This is a genomic window from Herbaspirillum frisingense GSF30, from assembly GCF_000300975.2.
In the GTDB taxonomy this organism is placed as follows: Bacteria; Pseudomonadota; Gammaproteobacteria; order Burkholderiales; family Burkholderiaceae_D; genus Herbaspirillum; species Herbaspirillum frisingense.
On sequence record NZ_AEEC02000041.1, the window covers coordinates 13,593 to 34,355 of the forward strand.

19 protein-coding genes are annotated in these 20,763 nt (G+C 64.0%); 14 read left to right on the forward strand and 5 right to left on the reverse strand.

Annotated features, from left to right (window positions below):
* Positions 1 to 113: 113 nt before the first annotated feature.
* Together HFRIS_RS21080 and HFRIS_RS21085 are read left to right on the forward strand one after the other, a co-directional pair.
* Entirely contained in the window at positions 114 to 1,025 is a 912-nt protein-coding gene (locus tag HFRIS_RS21080) for a LysR substrate-binding domain-containing protein (protein ID WP_006465027.1), read from the forward strand.
* Positions 1,026 to 1,232: 207 nt separating this feature from the next.
* Positions 1,233 to 2,087, forward strand: a complete 855-nt coding sequence (locus HFRIS_RS21085) for a MetQ/NlpA family ABC transporter substrate-binding protein (protein ID WP_006465028.1) — start codon at positions 1,233 to 1,235, stop codon at positions 2,085 to 2,087.
* A 105-nt stretch (positions 2,088 to 2,192) separates the two neighbouring features.
* Here the strand turns inward: HFRIS_RS21085 and HFRIS_RS21090 are convergent, their stop codons facing one another.
* Positions 2,193 to 3,533: an LLM class flavin-dependent oxidoreductase gene (locus HFRIS_RS21090; protein WP_006465029.1), complete on the reverse strand. Its 1,341-nt coding sequence runs from the start codon at positions 3,531 to 3,533 to the stop codon at positions 2,193 to 2,195.
* A gap of 248 nt (positions 3,534 to 3,781) precedes the next feature.
* Between HFRIS_RS21090 and HFRIS_RS21095 the strand changes: the two genes are divergently transcribed.
* From HFRIS_RS21095 to HFRIS_RS21115, 5 genes are all read left to right on the forward strand, one after another.
* Entirely contained in the window at positions 3,782 to 4,810 is a 1,029-nt protein-coding gene (locus tag HFRIS_RS21095; RefSeq protein ID WP_039876779.1) for an Lnb N-terminal periplasmic domain-containing protein, read from the forward strand.
* A gap of 141 nt (positions 4,811 to 4,951) precedes the next feature.
* Positions 4,952 to 5,815 carry an ABC transporter permease subunit gene (locus HFRIS_RS21100; RefSeq protein ID WP_006465031.1) on the forward strand — a complete coding sequence of 288 codons (864 nt, stop codon included), beginning with the start codon at positions 4,952 to 4,954 and terminating at the stop codon, positions 5,813 to 5,815.
* Positions 5,815 to 6,564 carry an ABC transporter ATP-binding protein gene (locus HFRIS_RS21105; RefSeq protein WP_006465032.1) on the forward strand — a complete coding sequence of 250 codons (750 nt, stop codon included), beginning with the start codon at positions 5,815 to 5,817 and terminating at the stop codon, positions 6,562 to 6,564. The genes HFRIS_RS21100 and HFRIS_RS21105 overlap by 1 nt, the downstream gene beginning before the upstream one ends.
* A gap of 48 nt (positions 6,565 to 6,612) precedes the next feature.
* Positions 6,613 to 7,629, forward strand: coding sequence for an NrtA/SsuA/CpmA family ABC transporter substrate-binding protein (locus HFRIS_RS21110; protein WP_006465033.1), 1,017 nt, complete (start codon positions 6,613 to 6,615; stop codon positions 7,627 to 7,629).
* A 20-nt stretch (positions 7,630 to 7,649) separates the two neighbouring features.
* Positions 7,650 to 8,780 carry an LLM class flavin-dependent oxidoreductase gene (locus HFRIS_RS21115; RefSeq protein WP_006465034.1) on the forward strand — a complete coding sequence of 377 codons (1,131 nt, stop codon included), beginning with the start codon at positions 7,650 to 7,652 and terminating at the stop codon, positions 8,778 to 8,780.
* A 70-nt stretch (positions 8,781 to 8,850) separates the two neighbouring features.
* Here HFRIS_RS21115 and HFRIS_RS21120 read toward each other — a convergent pair whose 3' ends face one another.
* Entirely contained in the window at positions 8,851 to 10,140 is a 1,290-nt protein-coding gene (locus tag HFRIS_RS21120; protein ID WP_006465035.1) for an O-acetylhomoserine aminocarboxypropyltransferase/cysteine synthase family protein, read from the reverse strand.
* A 268-nt stretch (positions 10,141 to 10,408) separates the two neighbouring features.
* Here HFRIS_RS21120 and HFRIS_RS21125 point away from each other — a divergent pair, with 268 nt between their 5' ends.
* Together HFRIS_RS21125 and HFRIS_RS21130 are read left to right on the forward strand one after the other, a co-directional pair.
* Positions 10,409 to 11,284, forward strand: a complete 876-nt coding sequence (locus tag HFRIS_RS21125) for a CmcJ/NvfI family oxidoreductase (protein WP_051110950.1) — start codon at positions 10,409 to 10,411, stop codon at positions 11,282 to 11,284.
* The gene (locus HFRIS_RS21130) at positions 11,281 to 11,901 is read left to right on the forward strand and encodes a 2-hydroxychromene-2-carboxylate isomerase (RefSeq protein ID WP_006465037.1); all 621 of its coding nucleotides are present in this window, start codon (positions 11,281 to 11,283) and stop codon (positions 11,899 to 11,901) included. The genes HFRIS_RS21125 and HFRIS_RS21130 overlap by 4 nt, the downstream gene beginning before the upstream one ends.
* Here HFRIS_RS21130 and HFRIS_RS21135 read toward each other — a convergent pair.
* Positions 11,891 to 12,784 (reverse strand): LysR substrate-binding domain-containing protein, encoded by an 894-nt coding sequence (locus HFRIS_RS21135; protein ID WP_006465038.1) that lies wholly within the window; start codon positions 12,782 to 12,784, stop codon positions 11,891 to 11,893. The two genes, HFRIS_RS21130 and HFRIS_RS21135, sit on opposite strands and share 11 nt — an antisense overlap.
* 183 nt (positions 12,785 to 12,967) lie before the next feature.
* Here HFRIS_RS21135 and HFRIS_RS21140 point away from each other — a divergent pair, with 183 nt between their 5' ends.
* On the forward strand, positions 12,968 to 14,179 hold the full coding sequence (locus HFRIS_RS21140) for an MFS transporter (protein WP_006465039.1): 1,212 nt from the start codon (positions 12,968 to 12,970) through the stop codon (positions 14,177 to 14,179).
* Positions 14,180 to 14,190: 11 nt separating this feature from the next.
* On the opposite strand, the gene HFRIS_RS21145 is transcribed toward HFRIS_RS21140, so the two are convergent.
* Positions 14,191 to 15,849, reverse strand: coding sequence for a fimbrial protein (locus tag HFRIS_RS21145; RefSeq protein ID WP_244436326.1), 1,659 nt, complete (start codon positions 15,847 to 15,849; stop codon positions 14,191 to 14,193).
* A gap of 36 nt (positions 15,850 to 15,885) precedes the next feature.
* On the opposite strand from HFRIS_RS21145, the gene HFRIS_RS21150 reads away from it, so the two are divergent.
* Positions 15,886 to 16,413, forward strand: coding sequence for a fimbrial protein (locus HFRIS_RS21150; RefSeq protein WP_039876786.1), 528 nt, complete (start codon positions 15,886 to 15,888; stop codon positions 16,411 to 16,413).
* A gap of 91 nt (positions 16,414 to 16,504) precedes the next feature.
* On the opposite strand, the gene HFRIS_RS25490 is transcribed toward HFRIS_RS21150, so the two are convergent.
* Positions 16,505 to 16,657 (reverse strand): hypothetical protein, encoded by a 153-nt coding sequence (locus tag HFRIS_RS25490; RefSeq protein WP_161625987.1) that lies wholly within the window; start codon positions 16,655 to 16,657, stop codon positions 16,505 to 16,507.
* Here HFRIS_RS25490 and HFRIS_RS21155 point away from each other — a divergent pair.
* From HFRIS_RS21155 to HFRIS_RS21165, 3 genes are all read left to right on the forward strand, one after another.
* Positions 16,641 to 17,339, forward strand: a complete 699-nt coding sequence (locus tag HFRIS_RS21155) for a fimbrial biogenesis chaperone (protein ID WP_006465042.1) — start codon at positions 16,641 to 16,643, stop codon at positions 17,337 to 17,339. The genes HFRIS_RS25490 and HFRIS_RS21155 overlap by 17 nt on opposite strands.
* A gap of 11 nt (positions 17,340 to 17,350) precedes the next feature.
* Positions 17,351 to 19,966, forward strand: a complete 2,616-nt coding sequence (locus HFRIS_RS21160; protein ID WP_039876790.1) for a fimbria/pilus outer membrane usher protein — start codon at positions 17,351 to 17,353, stop codon at positions 19,964 to 19,966.
* A 74-nt stretch (positions 19,967 to 20,040) separates the two neighbouring features.
* Positions 20,041 to 20,754: a fimbrial biogenesis chaperone gene (locus HFRIS_RS21165; protein ID WP_244436327.1), complete on the forward strand. Its 714-nt coding sequence runs from the start codon at positions 20,041 to 20,043 to the stop codon at positions 20,752 to 20,754.
* Positions 20,755 to 20,763: the final 9 nt, after the last annotated feature.

Sequence of the window (20,763 nt, forward strand, 5' to 3'; positions counted from 1 at the left end):
AGGGGTTCATTGAACCAGTCTCTATAATTCACTTCAATAATCATCAACCGCGACTTAATTAGTTTTAAACTAATTCAAGACATCGCCGCCATCCTTCATACCGGAGCAAGACCGTGGACCTACGACACCTGCGTTACTTCCTGACCGTCGCCGAAGAACTACACTTCGCCCGTGCTGCCGAACTGCTGGGCATTGCGCCACCCACGCTGTCGGTGCAGATCCAGGAGCTGGAACGCCAACTGCAGGTCCAGTTGTTCGCCCGCACCAAGCGCTCCGTATCGCTGACTTCGGCCGGTCGTGATTTCGTCGAGCAGGCGCGCGCGGTACTGGCACGCTTCGACCAGGCCATCGACGTGGGTCGCCGCGCCGGGCGCGGCGAGCTGGGTCGGGTCGAAATCGGCTATGTGGGATCGGCGGTATTCGGCGGCATCCTGCAGCAGCAGATCAGCGCCTTCCGTCGTCAGTGGCCGCAAGCCACGGTACATGCCCGCGAGTGGCCGATGGCGCAACTTTCCGACGCGCTGGAGGAGGGCAAGGTCGACATCGCCTTCCTGCGCATGCCGGTGCCGCTGGGCGGCACCCTGCAGTCGCAAGTCCTGCTGCGCGACCGCTTCTGCCTGGCCCTGCCTGCTGATCATGCACTGGCGAGCGCGGGCGCTGCCGTGCGTTCACGGGCCCTGGCCGGAGAATCCTTCATCCTGCCCGAGCAGGAGCTGGGCAGTCGCGAGGTCTGGCGCCGCGGCGGTTTCGAGCCGCGCAGCATGAGTCGTCCAGGTGGCCTGCTGGCGGTGCTGGCCGAGGTATCGGTGGGCGCGGGCGTGGCGGTGGTGCCGGGGGTATTGACCTCGGTGGTGCAACTGCCCAATGTCTGCTATCGGCCGCTGGCGGGCAGCGCTATCGTTTCCGAGGTGGCAGCCGTATTCCGTCGTCACGAACGCGCGCCGGCAGTGCGCAACATGATCGCGGCGATCCGCACCAGCAAGGCGCTGCAGGTACACGGGCCCTTGAACACATCTCGCAACTGATGACGACATGAGTTCCGGCCAGGACACTGGCTCTGTATATTCTTATCCGTTTTCCTTCGTTCATTCGGACCGGTTCGCGGCCACATAATCCTTGGTCGGTTTCACCTCCCAAGGAAATCATCCACATACGCCACCCGCCATATTTCCACGCCAATGTGATGCAAGTTGGCGGCGGGTATTTCCGCGATCCACTGAAGGAAGTCCATCATGCTCAAGCAACTTGCCGGCCTGCTGCTCATCGGCGCTGCCGTGATTGCCGGCGCCCACGCCGCGCCCCCTGCCACGCCCGAACGCGAACTGAAGATCGGCTTCGTCCCCGGCCCCTACATCGACGAATTCAAGCTGGGCGTGCAACCCGAGCTACAGAAGAAGGGCTACAAGATCCGCTACTATGAGTTTTCCACAGGGCTGGAAGCCAACAGCGCCGTCTTCAAGGGCGACATCGATGCCAACGTGATGCAGCACTCGGTATTTCTGGCTTCCTACAATGAGCGCAACAAGACCGACCTGGTGGGCATCGTGCAGGTGCCTACGCCCCCCATGGGCCTGTATTCGCGCAAGCACAAGGACCTGAACAACCTGAAGAAGGGCTTCACCGTCGCCGTACCCAACGACCCGGTCAATCTGCAGCGCGCCCTGTGGATACTGCAAAGGCTGGGCTGGATCCGCATCCGCGAGAACAAGCCGGTCGACGTCACCGAACTGGACGTGGTGGAAAACAAGGTCGGCCTGAAACTGGTGCTGCTGGAGAATGCCCAGGGCCCACGCGCGCTGGATGACGCCGATTTCGCCGCCGTCCAGGGCAACTTCGCCATCTTCGCCAAACTCAAGCTGTCCGAGGCCTTCATCCTGGAAGACATGAAGCCGCCCTACATCAACGTGGTGGCCGTCAGGAAGACCCGCCAGGACGAGACCTATGCCCGCGATATCGCCCAGGCCTACCGTTCCGACTATTTCCAGAAGGCCATCCGCAGCGACCGCTTCTATGACGGCTTCACCCTGCCGGATTATTTCAGCAGCAAGGACCAGGACGACAAGAACCTCAAATTGGGCAAGAACTGATCGACGTATTGTCCGGCCCGTTGCCACCCCGCTACCATCAAGCAAAAGGCCCGCTCCCGGTCGTTCCGGGGCGAGCCTTTGGTCTATTGTGCTTGATCCGGAGGCTCAGGCCGCCCTGGCCTGGCCACCGGTGCTGCCAGGATGTACGAGTCCGAAATGGGAACGCAGGGTCTTGCCCTCGTAGTCGCGACGGAACAGTCCGCGTTGTTGCAGCAGCGGCACCACACCATCGACGAAGTGCTGCAGGCCATCCGGCAGGGCATCGGGCATCAGGTTGAAACCGTCGGCGGCGCCGGCCTTGAACCACCGTTCGATGTCATCGGCAGTCTGCTCGGGCGTGCCGACCAGTACCCGGTGACCGCCGCCACCGCACAGGGCACGGATGACATCGCGCACCGTGTGTGGCCGCCCCTTCACCAGCGACAGCGTGGCATGGAAGAAGGTGTGGTTGCCATTGCCGCCACCGGGCAGGGCCAGCTTGTCCGGCAGGGGGCGATCCAGGTCCAGGCTATCCACCGGCACCCCGAGGATGCCGGCCAGGCGCTTCAGGCTATAGCTCCAGGGAATGTTGTCGATCAGTTCGTCGCGTCGGCGCAGTGCCTCGGCTTCGGTGGCCCCGATGATGGTGGCCAGCCCCGGCAGGATCTTGACCGCATGGGGGCCGCGTCCGAGTTGTGCGGCGCGGGCATTGATGGCGCGGCTGTAGGCCAGCGATGCTTCCACGGTATGGGCGGCCGAGAAGACCGCCTCCGCGTGACGTGCGGCCAGCTCCTGGCCATCCCCCGATCCGCCGGCCTGTACCAGTACCGGCTGGCCCTGCGGCGTGCGCGGCAGGTTCAGCGGGCCGTGCACCTTGAAGTGGCTGCCGCGATGGGCGATGGGATGCACCCGCCTGTCATCGATGAAACGACCGCTGACCTTGTCGGCCACCAGCGCCTCGTCTTCCCAGCTGTTCCATAGCGACTTCACGACCTGGGTGAATTCGTCTGCACGCGCATAACGCGCTGCATGGTCGGGAACCTTCTCCAGACCGAAATTGCGGGCCGATGCGACATCGGCGGTGGTGACGATATTCCAGCCGGCGCGGCCGCCGCTGACATGATCCAGCGTCGCGAAGCGGCGTGCGATGTTGTAGGGCTCGTTGTAGCTGGTGGAGGCCGTACCGATGACGCCGATATGGGTGGTCGCGGCCGCCACCGCGGCCAGCAGCACGGTAGGCTCCAGCGCCGTGATGGGACGGAAATCGATCTGCTCGATGATGGCCGCATTGTCGGCCAGGAACACCGCATCGAATTTGGCCGCCTCGGCGATGCGCGCCACCTTGACGTAATGCGCGGCATCGATGAAGGCCAGCGGATCGGCGTGCGGCAGGCGCCACGCCGACGGGATGAAGCCGGAATGCAGGATATTGACGTTCAGATGCAATTGCCGTGGGGGCTGGCTCATGGGGGGCTCCGGGGAGGGGAACGACTCGTGGCACGTGCACAGGCTCAGGCCATACGCAAGCAAGACCGACCGGTCGCGCGCCATGGAGGCATTCCTGATGATGGGAAACCCGACGATTCTGTGCCGGCCACCCCGGCGGCAGCCACGAATATATCCGCATAAACATATGCACGCGGGACGGCTACAATGCCCGGGAGCGAGGGGGAGGGACCCCGACGCCAGACCAATAACAAGCGTGCGTGACGTCAATGAGCCTTCTTTTTATCGTATTGCTGATCGTGCTGGCCTGCCTGGTGCTGGGGCTGGCGGCCTGGGGTGGTTTTGCGCTCTGGTACCAGTGCCCTGGACCACGCTGGGCGCGTCTGCTGGTGATGGCGACCTGGAGTCTGCCAGCGCTGGCCACCCTGGCAAGCCTGGGAGCATTGGCCGGGGCAGGGGACACATCGCCCTGGGGGCCGCTGGCCTTCGTGCTGGCACTGGTGGTGTTGCTGTGCTGGTGGCATGGTATCCGTGCTTCCCATGATCGGGTCTGGGCCGACGATGTGGCCTGCATGCTGGTCTCGCAGGTCACGGGTGACCGCGTCAGACTGGACAATGTACGCAACTTCGAATGGCGCAGCGAGACCGATTACGACGTGCGCTGGGAGTCGCGTGACTACGATCTGTCGCAACTGGTCTCGGCCGACCTGCTGCTGTCCTACTGGATGGGGCCGGCGATTGCGCACACCCTGGTTTCCTTCGGGTTTGCCGATGGCCGGCGCCTGGTATTTTCGCTCGAGATCCGGCGCGAACGCGGCGAATCCTTTTCGGCCCTGGGCGGCTTCTTCCGCAAGTTCGAGACCGTCATCGTCGCCGCCGACGAGCGCGACATCGTCCGTACCCGCACCAACGCCCGTGGCGAGGACGTCTACCTGTATCGCCTGCAACTGCGCCCCGACCAGTTGCGCAAGGTCTTCCTCGGATACCTGGAACGCGCCGCGCAGGTGCGCGCCACACCGCGCTTCTACAACACCCTCACCAGCAACTGCACCACCATCGTCTTCGAGTTGGCGCGCCGTCTTTCTCCCACGTTGCCGCTGGACTATCGCCTGCTGCTCTCCGGTTATTTCGCCGGGTACGTGTTCGACCACGGGGTAATGACGCCCGGCTACCGCTTCGAGCAACTGCGCGAGGCCGGCCGCATCACCGGACGGGCATTGCAAAGCGGCCCGGGGGACGACTACAGCAAGCTGATCCGGCGTGGCGTACCGGGGGTGGGCGAAGACGAGCTCCGCTGAAACTGCGCGATGAAGTCCAAATCCGTTTACCAACTATCCAAGCATAAAATCATTCGTATTCGCTCACCGCGAAGCTGATTAGCATTTCCTTCCTGCGCCACTCTGGTTGCGCATCCTGAAACGTCAGAGAAGGAAATCCCCATGTCCGAAGCGGTGAATCATTTCCCCCTGCCGGCAGCTGCCGAGTCCTCCCCCGTGCGCCGATCGAGGCGACTGCGTCCCTTGCAAGAACTCGGCAACCGCAGCCTGTTCCTGCTCTCCTGGGCCGCACCGCTGCTCCTGCTGCTGCTCTGGGAAGCCTTCGCCCGTGCCGGCGTACTCTCGCCGCAAGTGCTGCCGGCGCCCAGCAAGGTATTGCAGACCGCCTGGAACCTGATCGGTCAGGGCCGCCTGCTCTCCGACCTCGGTGCCAGTCTTCTGCGGGCTGCCGCCGGCTTCGTCATCGGTGGCAGCCTCGGCTTCGTGCTGGGCACCCTGGTCGGCTTCTCGCGGCTGGCCGAAGCCCTGTTCGACCGTAGCGTGCAGATGGTGCGCGCCGTCCCCTTCCTGGCGGCGTTGCCGCTGGTGATCGTGTGGTTCGGTGTGGGCGAGGGCGGCAAGGTGTTCCTGGTGTCGCTGGGCGTACTGTTCCCGATCTATATCAATACCGTGCTGGGCATCCGCCAGGTCGATCCCAAGCTGCTCGAACTGGGCCGCGTGACCGGGCTCTCCAACTGGACCCTGATCCGTCGCATCGTGCTGCCCGGTGCCTTGCCCTCGATCCTGGCCGGGGTGCGCTATGCGCTGGCAGTGGCCTGGCTGGCACTGGTGATCGCCGAAACCATTGCCGCCAATACCGGCGTCGGCTCACTGGCCATGGATGCGCGTGAATTCCTGCAGACCGACGTGATCGTGCTGACCATCGTCATCTATGCCGGCATCGGTGTGGTCTCGGATGCCATCGCCCGCCTGCTGGAGCGCCGGTTGCTTGCCTGGCATCCCAACTACGCCGCCAAGGGGAAATGATGAGCACCACCACCCATACCATGCATCCGGCCGGCGTCGATGAGATTGCCGTGCAGGTCGCCGGTCTCAAGCGCCGCTACGGCCAGCGCACCGTCATCCAGGGCTTGAACCTGCGCATCCATCGCGGTGAGTTCGTGGCCCTGCTGGGCGAGAGCGGTTGCGGCAAGACCACCCTGCTGCGCGCCCTGGCGGGGCTAGACGCCATCGATGGCGGCCGCATCGACGGTCCGGCGCAACCGGCCGTAGTGTTCCAGGAACCGCGCCTGATCCCGTGGGACCCCTTGTGGCGCAACGTTTCCCTGGGGCTCGATGACAAGAGCGGCAAGCCGCTCGCACAGGCGGCGCTGGAAGAAGTCGGCCTGGGTGGCCGCAGTGAGGATTGGCCCCGCAATCTCTCCGGCGGCCAGGCCCAGCGCGTGGCGCTGGCACGCGCCCTGGTGCGCGAGCCTCGTCTGCTGCTGCTGGATGAACCCTTTGCCGCCCTGGACGCCCTGACCCGCATCCGCATGCATGCCCTGGTGCGCCAACTGCTGGCGCGCCATCGACCCGGCGTACTGCTGGTCACGCACGATGTCGATGAAGCCATCGTCCTGGCCGACCGCATTCTGGTCATGCGCGATGGTGCCATTGCCAGCGATCACCGCGTCGCGCCGGAAGCCGCCCACCATCGCGCCCACCCGGCGGCCGAGGCCCTGCGCACGCAATTGCTGGCCGAGCTGGGCGTGGCGGCTGCCGATGCGCTGCATTAATAGCGATCTAATGCCGATCTGATTTCCCTTCACCATCACTGAATGCTCATGACCCAAGACGCCAAGTCCGCCCATCTCCATCATCGCCATCGTCGTCTTCTGTTGCAGGCGGCCGCAGGCGCCGCCGCCCTGGGTGCTGTCGGTGCACCCGCCGTGGCGCTGGCCGCCGGTTCCTCTCGCAATACCGATACCGTGCGCCTGGCCTGGGGCAAGGGCGGTCTGCCCGGCATCGCCCGCACCCGTGGCGAATTCGAAAAGACCCTGGCCCGCGATGGCATCAAGGTGCAATGGGTGGGTCCTTTCCCCAATCATGCGCCTTCGCTGCAGGCGGTCACCGGCGGTAGCGCCGACTTTGGTTTCGGCGGCAGCACCACGCCGGCGCTGGCGGCCATGATCGCCGGCTCGCCGCTGGTATTCACCCAGTTTGCCGTGGTCGAGCCACGCAGCACTGCCATTATCGCCAAGGATGGTTCGGGCATCACCAAGGTCAGCGATCTGGTCGGCAAGACCGTGGCAGTGAACCGCTCGGGCCTGGGCGAGTTCCTGCTGGTGGCGGCGCTGGAAAAGCACGGCATCGCCCGCGACAAGGTGCAGTTCGTCTATCTCAATCCGCCGGACGCCGGTCCGGCCTTTTCCCAGGGCAAGGTCGATGCCTGGTCGATGTGGAGCCCGGGCGTGGACATTGCGCGGGTCGAATACAAGGCGCATGACGTCTTCTTCGAAGGCCGCGATCTGGATTTCCTGATCGACTTCAACTCCTACGTCACCCATCGCAAGTTCGCGCAGGAAAACGCCGACATCGTGCGCGCCGTCAATGCCGCCTATCGCGCCGAGGGCGAGTGGATCAGCAGGAATCCGCGCGAGGCCGAGATTCTGGTGCAGAAGGATGCCGGTTATTCGGACGCGGTACGCGATTCGCTCATCAAGCTGGCGCGGCGCTGGGAATTCCATGGCGCCGATGACGCGAAGTTCATCGCCACCTTCCAGGGAGCGGCCGATTGGTTGGCCGCACGCAAGATCCTGCCGCAGAAGGTGCAGGTGAGCGATTACATCGTCAAGGTCTGATTCATTTCCAGGAGAGAAGCATGAGCGTCAACTTCATCGGCATGGTCACCACCAACAAGAATTCGGAGATTCATGCTCCGGTGGGACCCGCCATCGATATCGATTACCTGCAGCGTTTCGCGCGCGCCCACGAAGAGGCCGGTTTCGACCGGGTGCTGGTGCCGTATCACTCCAACGGGCCGGACGCCATCCTGACCATCGTCCAGGTGGCTGCCGCCACGCGACACATCAAGCTGATGCTGGCACACCGGCCCGGGTTCGTGGCGCCCACGCTGGCGGCCCGCCAGTTGGCCACGCTGGACCAGTTCAGCGGTGGGCGGCTGGGCGTGCACATCATCTCCGGCGGTTCCGACGTCGAGCAGCGACGTGACGGTGACTTCCTCGATCACGACCGGCGTTATGCCCGTACCGATGAATACCTGGAAGTCCTGCGCAAGGTGTGGACTGCCGGCGAGCCCTTCGACCATCACGGCGAGTTCTATCGCGTCGAGCAAGCCTTTTCCGAGGTCAAGCCGGTGCAGCAGCCGCATATCCCGATCTTCTTCGGTGGCGCCTCCGAGGCCGCCATTCCGGTGGCGGGTCGGCATGCCGACATCTATGCCTTGTGGGGCGAGTCACTGGACCAGGTGCGCGAGCTGACCGGGCGTGTGCGAACCGAAGCGGCTCGGCATGGGAGGGAGATCAGTTTCTCGGTTTCCTTCCGTCCCATCCTGGCGGCCACCGAAGACGCCGCCTGGGAGCGTGCAGAACGTATCCTGGCCGAGACACGCCGCCTGCGCTCCGGCAATGGCAGTCGTCATCCGGCCCAGACCGGGCCCCAGGAAAGCGTGGGCGCACGCCGCCTGCTGGCCGCCGCAGAAAAGGGTGACCGGGTGGATCGTCGCCTGTGGACCGCCATTGCCCGCGAAACCGGTGCCCGCTACAACTCCACGGCCCTGGTCGGTACGCCCGAGCAGGTGGCCGAGGCGCTGCTGGATTACTACGACCTGGGCGTGACGACCTTCCTGATCCGCGGCTTCGATCCGCTGGAAGATGCCCTCGACTACGGTCGCGAACTGATCCCGCGCACCCGCGAACTGGTGGCAGAACGCGTGCGCCAGAAACTGGAGAAACAGCAAAAGCAGCAAAAGCAGCAAAAGCAGGCCGCCTGATTTTCCCGTCGCAACGTGACAGTGGCTCCGCATTGCGGAGCCACTTTTTTTGGTGGAGATGAATGCCCGGTCAGGCCGACTGCAAAGCCTGTTCCAGATCGGCCAGCAGGTCATCGATATGCTCGATGCCGATGGACAGGCGCACCGTATCCACGGTTACGCCGGCCTTGTCCAGTTCCTCCGGCGACAGCTGGCGGTGTGTGGTGGACGCCGGATGCGTGGCCAGCGACTTGGCGTCGCCGATGTTGACCAGCCGCGTGAAGAGCTGCAGCGCATCCTGGAAGCGTGCGCCACCTTCGCGACCGTTGGCCACGCCAAAGGTCAGCACGCCCGAAGCGCGACCCTTGAAGTATTTCTGCGCCAGTTGATGATTGGGATGGCCTTCCAGCCCGGCATAGTTGACCCAGCGCACCTTGGGATGGCGTTTCAGGTATTGCGCCACGGCCAGGGTGTTGGCGGTGATGCGGTCCAGGCGCAGGGCCAGGGTCTCGATGCCTTGCAGGATCTGGAAGGCATTGAACGGCGACAGCGCCGCTCCGGTATTGCGCAGCGGCACCACGCGTGCGCGACCGATGTAGGCGGCCTCGCCCAGTGCTTCGGTATAGACCACGCCGTGATAGCTGACATCGGGCTCGTTGAGCCGTTTGAAGCGTTCCTTGTGCTGCGCCCAGGGGAACTTGCCGGAATCCACGATGGCACCGCCCAGCGTGGTGCCGTGGCCGCCCAGGTATTTGGTCAGGGAGTGCACCACGATGTCGGCGCCGTGTTCGAAGGGACGCAGCAGATAGGGTGTGGCCACCGTGTTATCCACGATCAGCGGGACGCCATGCCGATGCGCAATGGCGGCCACGGCCGCGATGTCGGTGATGTTGCCCAGCGGATTGCCGATGGATTCGATGAAGATGGCCTTGGTACGGTCGTCGATCAGGGGTTCGAACGAGGCTGGCTGGCGTGGATCGGCAAAGCGCGTGGTGATGCCGAACTGTGGCAGGGTATGGGCGAACAGGTTGTAGGTGCCGCCGTAGAGGGTGGAGGCCGAGACGATGTTGTCGCCCGCCTCGGCGATGGTCTGGATCGCATAGGTCACGGCCGCCTGGCCGGAGGCCAGTGCCAGCGCGGCGATGCCGCCTTCCAGGGCCGCCAGGCGCTTTTCCAGTACGTCCTGGGTGGGGTTCATGATGCGCGAATAGATATTGCCCTGGACCTTCAGGTCGAACAGGTCGGCGCCATGCTGGGTATCGTCGAAGGCGAAGGCCACCGTCTGGTAGATCGGCACGGCCACGGCGCGCGTGGTCGGATCAGGGTCGTAGCCACCGTGTACCGATACGGTCTCGAATTTCCATTGCGGGTTGTCTGCCATGTTGTCTCTCTCTTATCGTTGAACGGGGATGCAGGAAGGCGATACCACACCGAGACCGTAGCGCGACGGCGGGCAGGGCGCCAAGAAATGATTCGTCATATGCATATGCGGCGACGGATGATGCCGGTCGCAAGGACGTGCGACCCTGGCCATCATGCCGTTTCGCATTCCCATCGCGCATGCGTAAGATCAAATTAGTCGTTTGAACAGGTTTTGCTGCACTGCTTCAATGGCATTACCGACAGCCATTCTTGAACCCGGAGCCAGTATGGAAACGACTACCTCCCACCTGCCCGCCGACATGAGTCACGCTGATGCCAGGCGCGGAGTGCGGGCGCAGCTGAGCTATCTCGCCAGTCATGCCCGTGACCCGGTCAGCTATGCCTATACGCCACCCCCTGGCGTTCCCTGGGAGAGTGCCGACTACACCGTGCACGATACCTTCATCGCCGATGCCGGCGGCTGGCGCGACCTGGATATCGATACCAACGGTTTCGAATTGTGTAACGCCCCCACGGCCTTGCGCAATCCGGCCGATGCCGACGAGATCGAGGCGATCTGTTATGCCGAAGCAGTGGAGCTGGCGTTGGAGGTGACCGGTGGCACCCATGCCTATGTCTTCGATCACCTGGTGCGCGAGCGCGACCCTGCACGCGCCACGCTGGATTTCGGGCGCGCCGCCCGTGGTGCCACGCCGGCAGCCAACGGTCGCATCCACAATGATTACACCGAAGTCTCGGGGCGCAGGCGCCTGTCCATGGTCTTGCATGATTCGGACCTGATTCCCTTTGCCCGGCACTTTTCCATCATCAACATCTGGCGCAGCCTGCGCGGCGTGATCGAGGACACGCCGTTGGCCGTGGTCGACGCGCGCAGCGTGGCACGCGAGGACCTGGTGCGGGGCGAGGTGCGCTATCCACGGCGCACCGGAGAAATCTATCTGATGCGCCACAACCCTGCGCATCGCTGGTGTTATTTCCCGCAGATGGATCGTCACCATGCGCTGGTGTTCAAGCAGTTCGATTCGCGCACCAGCGGCGTGGCACGCTTCACCCCGCATACCGCTTTCGACCTTCCCGACATCCGGCCCGGGGCCCCCTTGCGTCAGAGCCTGGAAATCCGCTGTCTGGTGGTGCATGCATGAGCGCACCGCATCCCGTGATCGAATACTGGTTCGACTTCGGCAGCAACTACAGTTACCTGAGCACGCTGCGCATCGAGCAGGCGGCGCAACTGGCCGGTGTATCCGTACAGTGGCGCCCCTTCCTGCTGGGGCCGGTGTTTCGCGAACTGGGCTGGAGCACGTCTCCTTTCGTGTTGCAGAAGGAGAAGGGCGAGTACACCTGGCAGGACATGGCCCGCCAGTGTCGCAAGTATGGCCTGCCGTGGCGGCGTCCCAGCCGCTTTCCGCGTCCTGCGGTGCTGCCCACCCTGGTCGCCCTGGCGGGATCCGGGACGCACTGGGTGGGTGGCTTTTGCCGTCTGATGATGCATCTGAACTTCGCCGAGGACCGCGACATCGACAGCGCCGAGACGGTCGCTGAAGTGTTGACGGCGATGGACCTGCCCGTAGCCTCCCTCCTGGAGGATGCGCAGTCCGCAGACAATCGCGCCCGCCTGCGCGAGCAGACCGTGCTGGCCCGTGCGCGAGGCATCTTCGGCGCGCCTACCTTCTTCGTCGGCAAGGAGATGTTCTGGGGCAACGACCGGCTGGACGACGCATTGGCCGCCTGCAGGGAACCAGCCAGCTTCAGCCCGTGAGGCTGGTCCCGGCCTCGTTGCGTATCCAGGCGGCGACCTGCTGTACTTCGCGGCGGGCTGCCGGGGTGGCCTGGATCATCCAGTAGGCGTAGCCATCCTCGTCCTGCGCCCGTGCTTCGCCCAGCAGCACCAGCTGGCCGCTGGCCAGTTGCGGTCCGATCAGTTCGATGCGGCCCAGCGCCACGCCCTGTCCGGCCAGTGCCGCCTGGATCACCATGTCGTACTGGTTGAAGCGCAGCATGCGGTGCTTCTTCTTCCATTCGCCATGGTCCAGCCAATCCTTCCAGCGCAGGCGCGGGTTGGCTTGTTCGAATTCGACCAGGGTGGTATCGGCCGGCAGCTTGCCCTGCTTGAGCAGCAGGGGGTGCGCCACCGGTGCCACCGATTCCCCGAACAGGCGGATCGCTTCCGGCGGCGTCTGGGCGCGCGTGGTGTAGCGCAGGGCCAGATCGATGCCTTCGTGGCGCAGGTCGATCACGCTGTCACTGGCCGCCACCCGTACGTCTATCCCCGGCACCTGCTGCTGCAGTCGCGACAGGCGCGGCAACAGCCATAGCCCGGTCATGCCGATGCTGGCGGTGATGGTCACCGGACGGCTTGCCTGGGCGGCGCGCAGTTCGCCGATGCTGTCCTGCAGTTGCAGCAGCATCGCATCACAGCTGCGGAACAGCCGCTCACCGGCGGTCGTGAAGGAGATTGCGCGGTGGTGGCGGTGCAGCAGGGCGGTTCCCATGAATTCTTCCAGCAGATGGACCTGGCGGCTCACCGCCGACTGGGTCAGGAACAGGTCTTGTGCCGCCAGCGTGAAGCTCATGCGGCGACCCACGGCGACAAAGCCACGGATCAGGTCCAGCGGCGGCAGCTTGGCGAGAGGGAGTGTCATGGGGGGCGGCAAGGGGAGCAGGTCGGATGCGCTATTGAAGCATAGTCGTGCATCCTCGTGGGCATCCGTTGTCCATCATTTCGCATTCCATTTTGGAATGGATAGTCGTGCCGAAGTCATTTGAATGCGCTCTCTTTTCAGAGTCAAATTGCATCATTCATCTATCCAGGATCGCCTCTTGCCATGAGCCATGCTTCTGTGAGCCACAAACGTCTCTGGGCCGTGCTGGCCGGTGCCGCCATCATGAGCATGGCGCTCGGATCGCGCCAGACCTTCGGCCTGTTCATCAGTCCCTTGTCCTACGGTCACGGCCTGCCGGTGACCCTGGTCGCCTTCGCCATCGCCCTGCACAACCTGGTATGGGGTGCGGCGCAGCCGCTGGCCGGTGCCATGACCGATCGTCATGGCCCAGCGCCTGTGGTGGCATTCGGCGCGGTCTGCTATGCCATCGGCCTGGCGTTGACGGCACTCGCCCCCAACGGCGCCTTGCTGGTCTTGGGCATGGGAGTCTTCATCGGCGTGGGTATCAGTTGCACCAGCTTCGGCGTGGTGCTACCGGCGGTGGGACGCAGCGTACCGCCCGAACGGCGCAGCAGCGCCATGGGGCTGGTCAGTGCCGGGGGCTCGCTGGGCCAGGTGCTGATGTTGCCGCTGGTACAGGCTTTGCGCGCAGCCTCGGGGATCAGCTTGGCGCTGCTGGTGCTGGCCGCGTTGGTCCTGATTGTGGCGCCGCTGGGGCTGGTGTTGCGCTCCCCAGCGATCAGTACGCCGGTCATGCCGCGCCGGGAGGGCGGTTTGCGGCGGGTGATGGTGCAGTCACTGCGGCACCGTGGCTTCCAGTTGCTGACCCTGGGATTCTTCGCCTGTGGATTCCAGCTGGCCTTCATCGCCACCCACCTGCCGGGCTATCTGGAACTGTGCCACATGCCCACCGGCCTGGCGGCGACGGCGCTGGCGCTGATCGGCCTGTTCAACATGGCCGGCAGCTGGACCTGCGGCTGGCTGGGCGGTCGCTATCGTCCGCAGCAGGTGCTGGGCTGGCTGTACCTGGTGCGCAGCACCGCGATCGGATTGTTCTTCATCGCCCCCAAGAGCAGTCTGTCGGTGACCCTGTTTGCCGCAGTCATGGGGCTGACCTGGTTGGGCACGGTCCCGCTGACCACGGCGCTGGTGGCACGCCTGTTCGGTCCGACCCACATGGGCAGCTTGTTCGGCGTGTGCTTCCTGAGCCACCAGATCGGTTCCTTCCTCGGCGCCTGGCTGGGAGGCTGGATGCTGGAACTGAGCGGATCGTATTCCTTGCTGTGGATGGCCACCTTCGTGGTGGGAATCGTCGCGGCACTGCTGCATTTTCCCATCGATGATGACCAGCCCGGGCGACTGAAGGCCGCTTAGGACCGAGACCTTCACTGCACCTTCACGATGACATAGGCGGTCGAGAACACTCTTCCCGGTGTGACGGTCTGCCCCGGCAGTTTCTGCAGCGTCGCCGTCAGGCGCTTGTTGATCGTAAATTGTTCGACGGCTGCAGCGGGCGACGGCGGGCTGGGAGGACATCGTTCCTCGGTTGCCCTCAGCCGATACCAGCCGGCATTGCGGCCGGACGGGAAGGACTGCGACAGCCACTGGCCGGTCACCGATGAACTCAGGAACTGCATCTCTTGTTGATTGTCTGCATCGCTCAGGCCTATCCCCACTCCCTTGGCCAGCGACGGGTCGGTGCCGTAGTTGTCCGAAAGCAGATAGCGTACCCCCTGACTCTGATTCACATAGCCCAGCAAGCGGGCAGCCGCCAGCGCACCCGGTGAAACCTGGAGGCCGAAGGCGGTCTGGTTGTCATCCGTGCCGGCGGCGAAAGGCGGCTTGCTGCCGATGCCCTCGTCGCAGCGGAATGAGAGCGTGAATTCCACCTGGCGCGTCTGCCCCAGATTGAGCTCGGTTTCCGAGATCGGCGGGAACACCACTTCCGGTGTCACATTCTGGACCACGCAGGAGGGCAGCACGCTCAGTGTTGCGCCCATGCGCATGCCGAATGCAATGCCATTGGCCGCGCCAAAGAACAGGTAGCGATAGGCATGGTCTTCACCATCATCATCCATGTCGCCGCTGGCACGGTTATAGCCGGGGCCGCGCAGCATCAGGTAGCCATTGGGCTGGGTGCACTCATACGCGACGGCGGCCCAGCGCGTGTTGTCCGGTGCGCCACTGCACCAGTTGCTGGTTCCGGTGCCCGGTGTCAGGTCCGATACCCTCGCCACCTCGGCCTTGATCGGACTGAGGTGACGGGCGCGGATCAGGATCTTCCTGGTGGCCTGATCGACATCATAGGTATCGAGCTTGCTGGACTGGTAATAGCGGGAAAGGATCTTGCCCGAGCGCAGATGCGTGAGGCGGATCGCAACCCCGGGAAACCATGTGCGATAGAAACCATGGAGGCCATCCTTGATACCTATTTCGGCATAGCCACCGACCCTGTCATCGCCATTGGTGGAAAAGACTTCATAGATCTGGTCGGCATCGGCCAGATCGCAGGTCCAGAGCAGGGTATCGCCGTTGATGCCGGCCGCTTCAGCGGCGCTGGCCACCGCGCTGCCCAGTATGCTGCCTGGTGGCTGGATCGCCGTACTGGCCAGATTGATGCGGCCGAACCAGAACTGGGCAGAGCCGCCGTCACTGAGCGGCGCGAACGGATAGGCGGCGCGGTTGTTGCGCTTGCAGATGGCTTCTGCCGTCGGTGCCAGCAGCAGCCACAGGGAAAGCGTCATCAGCAAAAGCAGCATCGTGCGCGCGCGATGAGGATAGTGAGGAAAGAGGGACATGAGCGATGGGGTGGGGAAGGGGAAAGGGAGGGGAAGGAGACACCAGCCATCATCGCTCCCCGCGCTGCGCCGGTGAATGGGCCTGACCCGCAATGCGCATGGGCCGATGCCTAGCACTACATATGGGATTTCGCCCATGCCGCAATCAGACTTCGCCAGCCCGTCGATGGGCGTGCGCCGATCCTCCGGATGCCCGCTCTTGCCTAAGATGCGATCGGTGCAGGGCGCTTCGGTCGGCGTCTGCATTTTCTTTCTGTCGGCCGAATCCTTTTGGGGGTAAACATGAAAAAGTATCTTGCAATCCTGATGTTGGTCTCGCCATCCCTGGTGCTGGCGGCCGGCAATACCATCAGCTTCCGTGGCCAGGTCAGCAAGCAGACCTGCCAGGTGATGGTCGATGGCGCCACCAATCCAGTGGTGCTGCTGCCCACGGTCGCCGCGGGCGACCTGGTGGCCGCTGGCAGCGCCGCCGGTGAGACTCCCTTCGTGGTCAGCGTGAGCGGTTGTACGGCATCGGCTTCGGATTCACTGAAGATCAAGACCCAGTTCCTGGCCAGTTCAGCCACCGGTGGTAACAACATCCCCAACCTCGGCAGCGCCAAGAACGTGGCGCTGCAATTGCGTGCCGGCATGGGCGGAGAAGCCATCAAGCTGGTCGGCGGAAGTGCCGTCTCGGTTGATGGTCTGGAGATCGCCACGGGCGCCACCAGTGCGTCGCATACCTTCTCCGTGCGCTACATCTCAGAGGCTGGCTCTGCGGGAGCCGGTTCGGTCATCGGATCGGTGCAGTACGCGCTGGACTACCTCTGACCTGCGGGCCGGGCCGCCCTCCGGGGCGGCTGCCTTGCAGCGTCGCCTCTTGTTGATCATCTCCTTCGCTACCTTCAGGTCCGGTGCACATTCAATCCACGCGTCTCGCAGATTGAATGCGCGCCGGCGCCAGCTTTGTCGCTTCACCTTCGCCGCCGCTGGATCGCCGCCGCGGTGCCTTTTCCGTTTTGAACATGAAAAAAGCAAGCTTGCTCGCAGGGCTCATCATGGTGTTGGTATTCATCGCAAGCGCCCAGGCCAGCGTGACCATGCTTGGCACGCGCATCATCTATCCGGCCGACGCCAACGAACAGGCGCTGCGTTTCAGTAACCCGGACGATCACCCCAATCTGGTCCAGGTGTGGCTCGACGATGGTCGCAGCGGCGATGCCCATGCCTTGTCCTCGCCGTTCCTGGTGATTCCGCCGGTGTTTCGGGTAGAGCCGCATGGTGGCCAGATGGTGCGATTGTCGTATGTGGGTGCAGCGTTGCCACAGGATCGGGAGTCCCTGTTCTTCCTCAATTTTCTCCAGGTGCCAGCCCTGAAGGCTGATTCCGTTGGGGAAAACCAGCTGGTGCTCACCGTACGCAGCCGCATGAAACTGTTCTACCGACCGATGGCACTGGCCAGCGAGGCCGATGCTGCGCGGGCGCCGGATGGCCTGGCATTTTCCATCGATAGTACGGGCAGTGCCGCCACCGTCGTTGTCGATAACGCCAGTGCCTACCACGTCGTGGTGCAGCAGGCGACGCTGCTGCAGGGAGAGCAGCAACAAGCGCTGGCGCGGGCCACGGTGATCAGTCCGTTCCAGCAGTTGCGCTGGCCGCTGACACGTGTGCCGGTGGAACGCTCGGACCTGCGCATGCAACTGCGCATCGTCAATGATTTCGGGGCGGAAGTCGTGCGCGACTACCCACTGCACTGACGAGACCGGTAGTGAAACCATGCAGATCAACGCTACGGGCGGGAGCCGACTGGACAGCGCTGTCGTTGGGCGTCAGTCTGTTGGTCATGGCCCCGCCGGTGGCCGGGCAGCCGGAGCAGAGCTATCGCTTCCTGGAGGCGCTGGAGATGGCCTCCCCTGTCAACAAGGGTAGCCTGTCGCGCTTCAACCGGGTCGGTAATGTGGAGCCCGGCACCTACAGCGTGGATGTGTTCGTCAATGGCAGTTTCAGTCACCGGCGGTCGCTGCGTTTCGACTTGTTCGAAGGGCAGGGCGTCGCAGCCTGCTTCAAGGCGCAGGATGCTGCCATGTTGAACCTGCGTCCAGATCTGCTGGCGCAACTGGGGCAGCGCGAGTGTGCGCGCCTCGAAGAACTTGCGCCGGGCGCAAACGCGGTGTTTGATCTGGCCAATCTGCGCCTGAACCTCACCTTGCCACAGGCACAGCTCAAGCACGTGGCGCGGGGCTATGTCGACCCCGAACACTACGACGCCGGCGAAAGTATCGGCTTCGTCAACTACAGCATCAGCCAGTACTACGTTCGCACGGCACAGGTCAGCCATAGCGCGACCTACGGCTTTACCGACAGCGGCGTCAATCTCGGTCTTTGGCGCCTGCGCCAGCAGGGCAGTCTGGGCTATGACAACCATGCCGGGCTGGCCTGGAATCCGGTACGCACCTACGCCAGGCGCGCCTTGCCAGGCTGGACCAGCGAACTGACGGTGGGCCAGAGCTTCACTTCCGGAAAGCTGCTCTCCGGTCTGGCCTACCAGGGTCTGGAACTCAGTTCGGATGACCGCATGCTGCCTGACTCGCAGCGCGGCTACGCGCCGGTCATTCGCGGCAGTGCCCGCAGCAATGCCCAGGTCATCGTCAGCCAGAAAGGACGCGAGATCTATCGCACCACGGTGGCGCCAGGCAGCTTTGTCATTGACGATCTGTATCCGACCAGTTACAACGGCGACCTCGACGTCACCGTGATCGAGGCTGACGGCACGCGTTCCGGCTTCAGCGTGCCATTTTCCGCACTGCCGGAATCGATGCGCCCCGGTCGCTCGCGCTACAGCCTGACCGCCGGGCGCACGCGTGATACCGACACGCCGGCGCTGTTCATGGACGCGCTTTATCAACGTGGTCTGAGCAATGCCTTGACCGGCAATGTCGGGATGCGACTGGCCCGGGCTTACCGTTCGGTGCTGATCGGAACTACCTTGGCAGGGCCGGCAGGGTCGGTCGGACTGGCGCTGAATCATTCTTACGCAGATACCGGGCGTGGGGCGCGCGCTGGCTGGATGCTGGGCCTGTCGTATTCGCACGCCTTCGAGGCCACCGGCACCAATTTTTCCATTGCCAGCTATCGCTATTCGACGGCCGGCTACCGTGAGCTGGCCGATGTGCTCAGCGAACGCCATGCCGGGCGCGGCAACCAGTGGGCGCTGGCCAACTCCAGCAGCTATCAGCAGCATTCGCGGTTCGACGTCTCGCTCAGTCAGCAACTGGGCAGCGTGGGGTCACTCTATCTCTCCGGGCTGACCCAGACCTTCTATCACAACCGCAGCCGCATCACCCAGTTGCAGTTCGGTTATTCAACCATGTGGAGCAATGGCATGAGCATCAATCTGGCATTCCAGCGGCAGCAGGTCAGTGCCGCCTCCAGAGTACAGTCGGGCCTGGACCCTCGCCTGCCGCAAGCGGGTCGACCAGGTTCCTCGGTCATGCTGTCGCTTTCCATTCCATTGGGGCAAGCCGGCGCTGATCGACCGGTCCTGAGCAGCTCGGTGGTCAAGGCGGCTGGACAGGATCTGTACCAGTCGCAGCTTTCCGCCATGGTGCCGGGCGAGCGCCACATCAGCTACAGCCTGGGTGCCAGCCACGCACCGGGAGGAGGACAGGACAGCCTCAATGGCAATGTCGGCATGCGCCTGCCGAAGGTCAACCTCAATCTCAACCTGGCGCGTGGCCATGACTACTGGCAGGCTGCGGCCAATGCCCGTGGCGCGCTGGCCTTGCATGGTGGCGGCATTACCTTTGGCCCCTATCTGGGAGATACCTTTGCGCTGGTCGAAGCCAAGGGGGCCGAGGGAGCCCGGCTCTTCAACGGTCAAGGTGCGGTGATCGACAGCAACGGCTTTGCGCTGCTGCCGTCCTTGTCACCCTACCAGCGCAATGTCGTGGAACTGGCGGACGCCGGGATGAGCAGCAAGAGCGAGATCCTTGAGAGCCAGCGCACCGTGATCCCCTACGCCGGCGCCACCCTGAAGCTGAACTTCCGAACCCGCTCCGGCCATGCCTTGTTGATCCGGCTGCGGCGGGACGATGGTCAGCCTCTGCCCATGGGCGCCGATGTGCTGGATCCGCAGGGCGAGCTGGTGGGCATGGTGGGGCAGGGTAGCCAGGCCTATCTGCGCATCGCCCAGTTGCGCGGCAACCTGCTGGTACGCTGGGGGGATGGCCAGCAGGAGCGCTGCGCGGTCCGTTACGACTTGCACGGCCAGGATCTCAAGGCAGCCCTCCTGCGCCTGGATGCCGCTTGCATCGCCGCGCCCCGGCGCGAAGCCTTCCTCCCCGCCGACGCCGGTCCGCCCGCGGCAAGTGGAGCTACGCAATGAGGCAGTGGTTCATGTGGCGCTGTGCCTTCCTGTGGCTGAGCCTGACAGTATGCAGCACCGGAGAGGCCGGGATCATGCCGGAACGCACGCGCCTGATCTTCAGCCAGGGCGTTGGCGAGATCAGCCTGCGCCTGGCCAATACCAACGATTACCCGGTGATGATGCAGAGCTGGGTCGATCAGGGGGAAGGCAGCCAGGCGCCGGACACGGTGCTGTCTTCGATGTTCGTCATGCCGGCGGTACAACGACTGCAGCCGCACGCCGTCAGCCAGGTGCGGGTGTTGTACACCGGCGATCCCCTGCCGGCCGGGCGCGAGTCGGTGTTCTGGCTCAATCTCTATGAGATAGCGCTGTTGTCGGCCAAGGCCCCGCAGCAGGATGCATCACGACTACTGCTGGGGATCAACACGCAGATCAAGCTGTTTTACCGCCCACCAGGCCTGCCTGCCCCCGGTCCGCAGTGGCACCACGCACTGCACTTCCATCTGGCGCGGGACCCCGGGGAAGAAGGCGCATGGGTGCTGGTATGTCGCAACGACAGCCCCTACTTCGTCTCCTTCGCCGCCTTGCAGCTTGGCGATGGCGCACAAGGGTTCTCGCCGCGCCTGGCGCCCGACCAGATGGTCCCACCCTATGGCCAGCAGCGCTATGTGCTGCAGCAGGATGGAAATGCCCGGACCGGGATGCCCGCCGCCTGGCAAGCACCGTACCTGCGGTACCAGACTATCAATGACGACGGCCGCCTCAGCGAACACGAAGTTGCGCTGACACCGCCCTCCCACCCCTGAACGGAGTTC

Excerpts from the sequence above, each read along its gene's own strand:
- HFRIS_RS21085 (WP_006465028.1), top strand. The coding sequence starts at position 1,233 with ATGCTCAAGCAACTTGCCGGCCTGCTGCTCATCGGCGCTGCCGTGATT.
- HFRIS_RS21090 (WP_006465029.1), bottom strand. The coding sequence starts at position 3,533 with ATGAGCCAGCCCCCACGGCAATTGCATCTGAACGTCAATATCCTGCAT.
- HFRIS_RS21095 (WP_039876779.1), top strand. The coding sequence starts at position 3,782 with ATGAGCCTTCTTTTTATCGTATTGCTGATCGTGCTGGCCTGCCTGGTG.
- HFRIS_RS21100 (WP_006465031.1), top strand. The coding sequence starts at position 4,952 with ATGTCCGAAGCGGTGAATCATTTCCCCCTGCCGGCAGCTGCCGAGTCC.
- HFRIS_RS21105 (WP_006465032.1), top strand. The coding sequence starts at position 5,815 with ATGAGCACCACCACCCATACCATGCATCCGGCCGGCGTCGATGAGATT.
- HFRIS_RS21110 (WP_006465033.1), top strand. The coding sequence starts at position 6,613 with ATGACCCAAGACGCCAAGTCCGCCCATCTCCATCATCGCCATCGTCGT.
- HFRIS_RS21115 (WP_006465034.1), top strand. The coding sequence starts at position 7,650 with ATGAGCGTCAACTTCATCGGCATGGTCACCACCAACAAGAATTCGGAG.
- HFRIS_RS21120 (WP_006465035.1), bottom strand. The coding sequence starts at position 10,140 with ATGGCAGACAACCCGCAATGGAAATTCGAGACCGTATCGGTACACGGT.
- HFRIS_RS21125 (WP_051110950.1), top strand. The coding sequence starts at position 10,409 with ATGGAAACGACTACCTCCCACCTGCCCGCCGACATGAGTCACGCTGAT.
- HFRIS_RS21130 (WP_006465037.1), top strand. The coding sequence starts at position 11,281 with ATGAGCGCACCGCATCCCGTGATCGAATACTGGTTCGACTTCGGCAGC.
- HFRIS_RS21135 (WP_006465038.1), bottom strand. The coding sequence starts at position 12,784 with ATGACACTCCCTCTCGCCAAGCTGCCGCCGCTGGACCTGATCCGTGGC.
- HFRIS_RS21140 (WP_006465039.1), top strand. The coding sequence starts at position 12,968 with ATGAGCCATGCTTCTGTGAGCCACAAACGTCTCTGGGCCGTGCTGGCC.
- HFRIS_RS21145 (WP_244436326.1), bottom strand. The coding sequence starts at position 15,849 with ATGCAGACGCCGACCGAAGCGCCCTGCACCGATCGCATCTTAGGCAAG.
- HFRIS_RS21150 (WP_039876786.1), top strand. The coding sequence starts at position 15,886 with ATGAAAAAGTATCTTGCAATCCTGATGTTGGTCTCGCCATCCCTGGTG.
- HFRIS_RS21155 (WP_006465042.1), top strand. The coding sequence starts at position 16,641 with ATGGTGTTGGTATTCATCGCAAGCGCCCAGGCCAGCGTGACCATGCTT.
- HFRIS_RS25490 (WP_161625987.1), bottom strand. The coding sequence starts at position 16,657 with ATGAATACCAACACCATGATGAGCCCTGCGAGCAAGCTTGCTTTTTTC.
- HFRIS_RS21165 (WP_244436327.1), top strand. The coding sequence starts at position 20,041 with ATGCCGGAACGCACGCGCCTGATCTTCAGCCAGGGCGTTGGCGAGATC.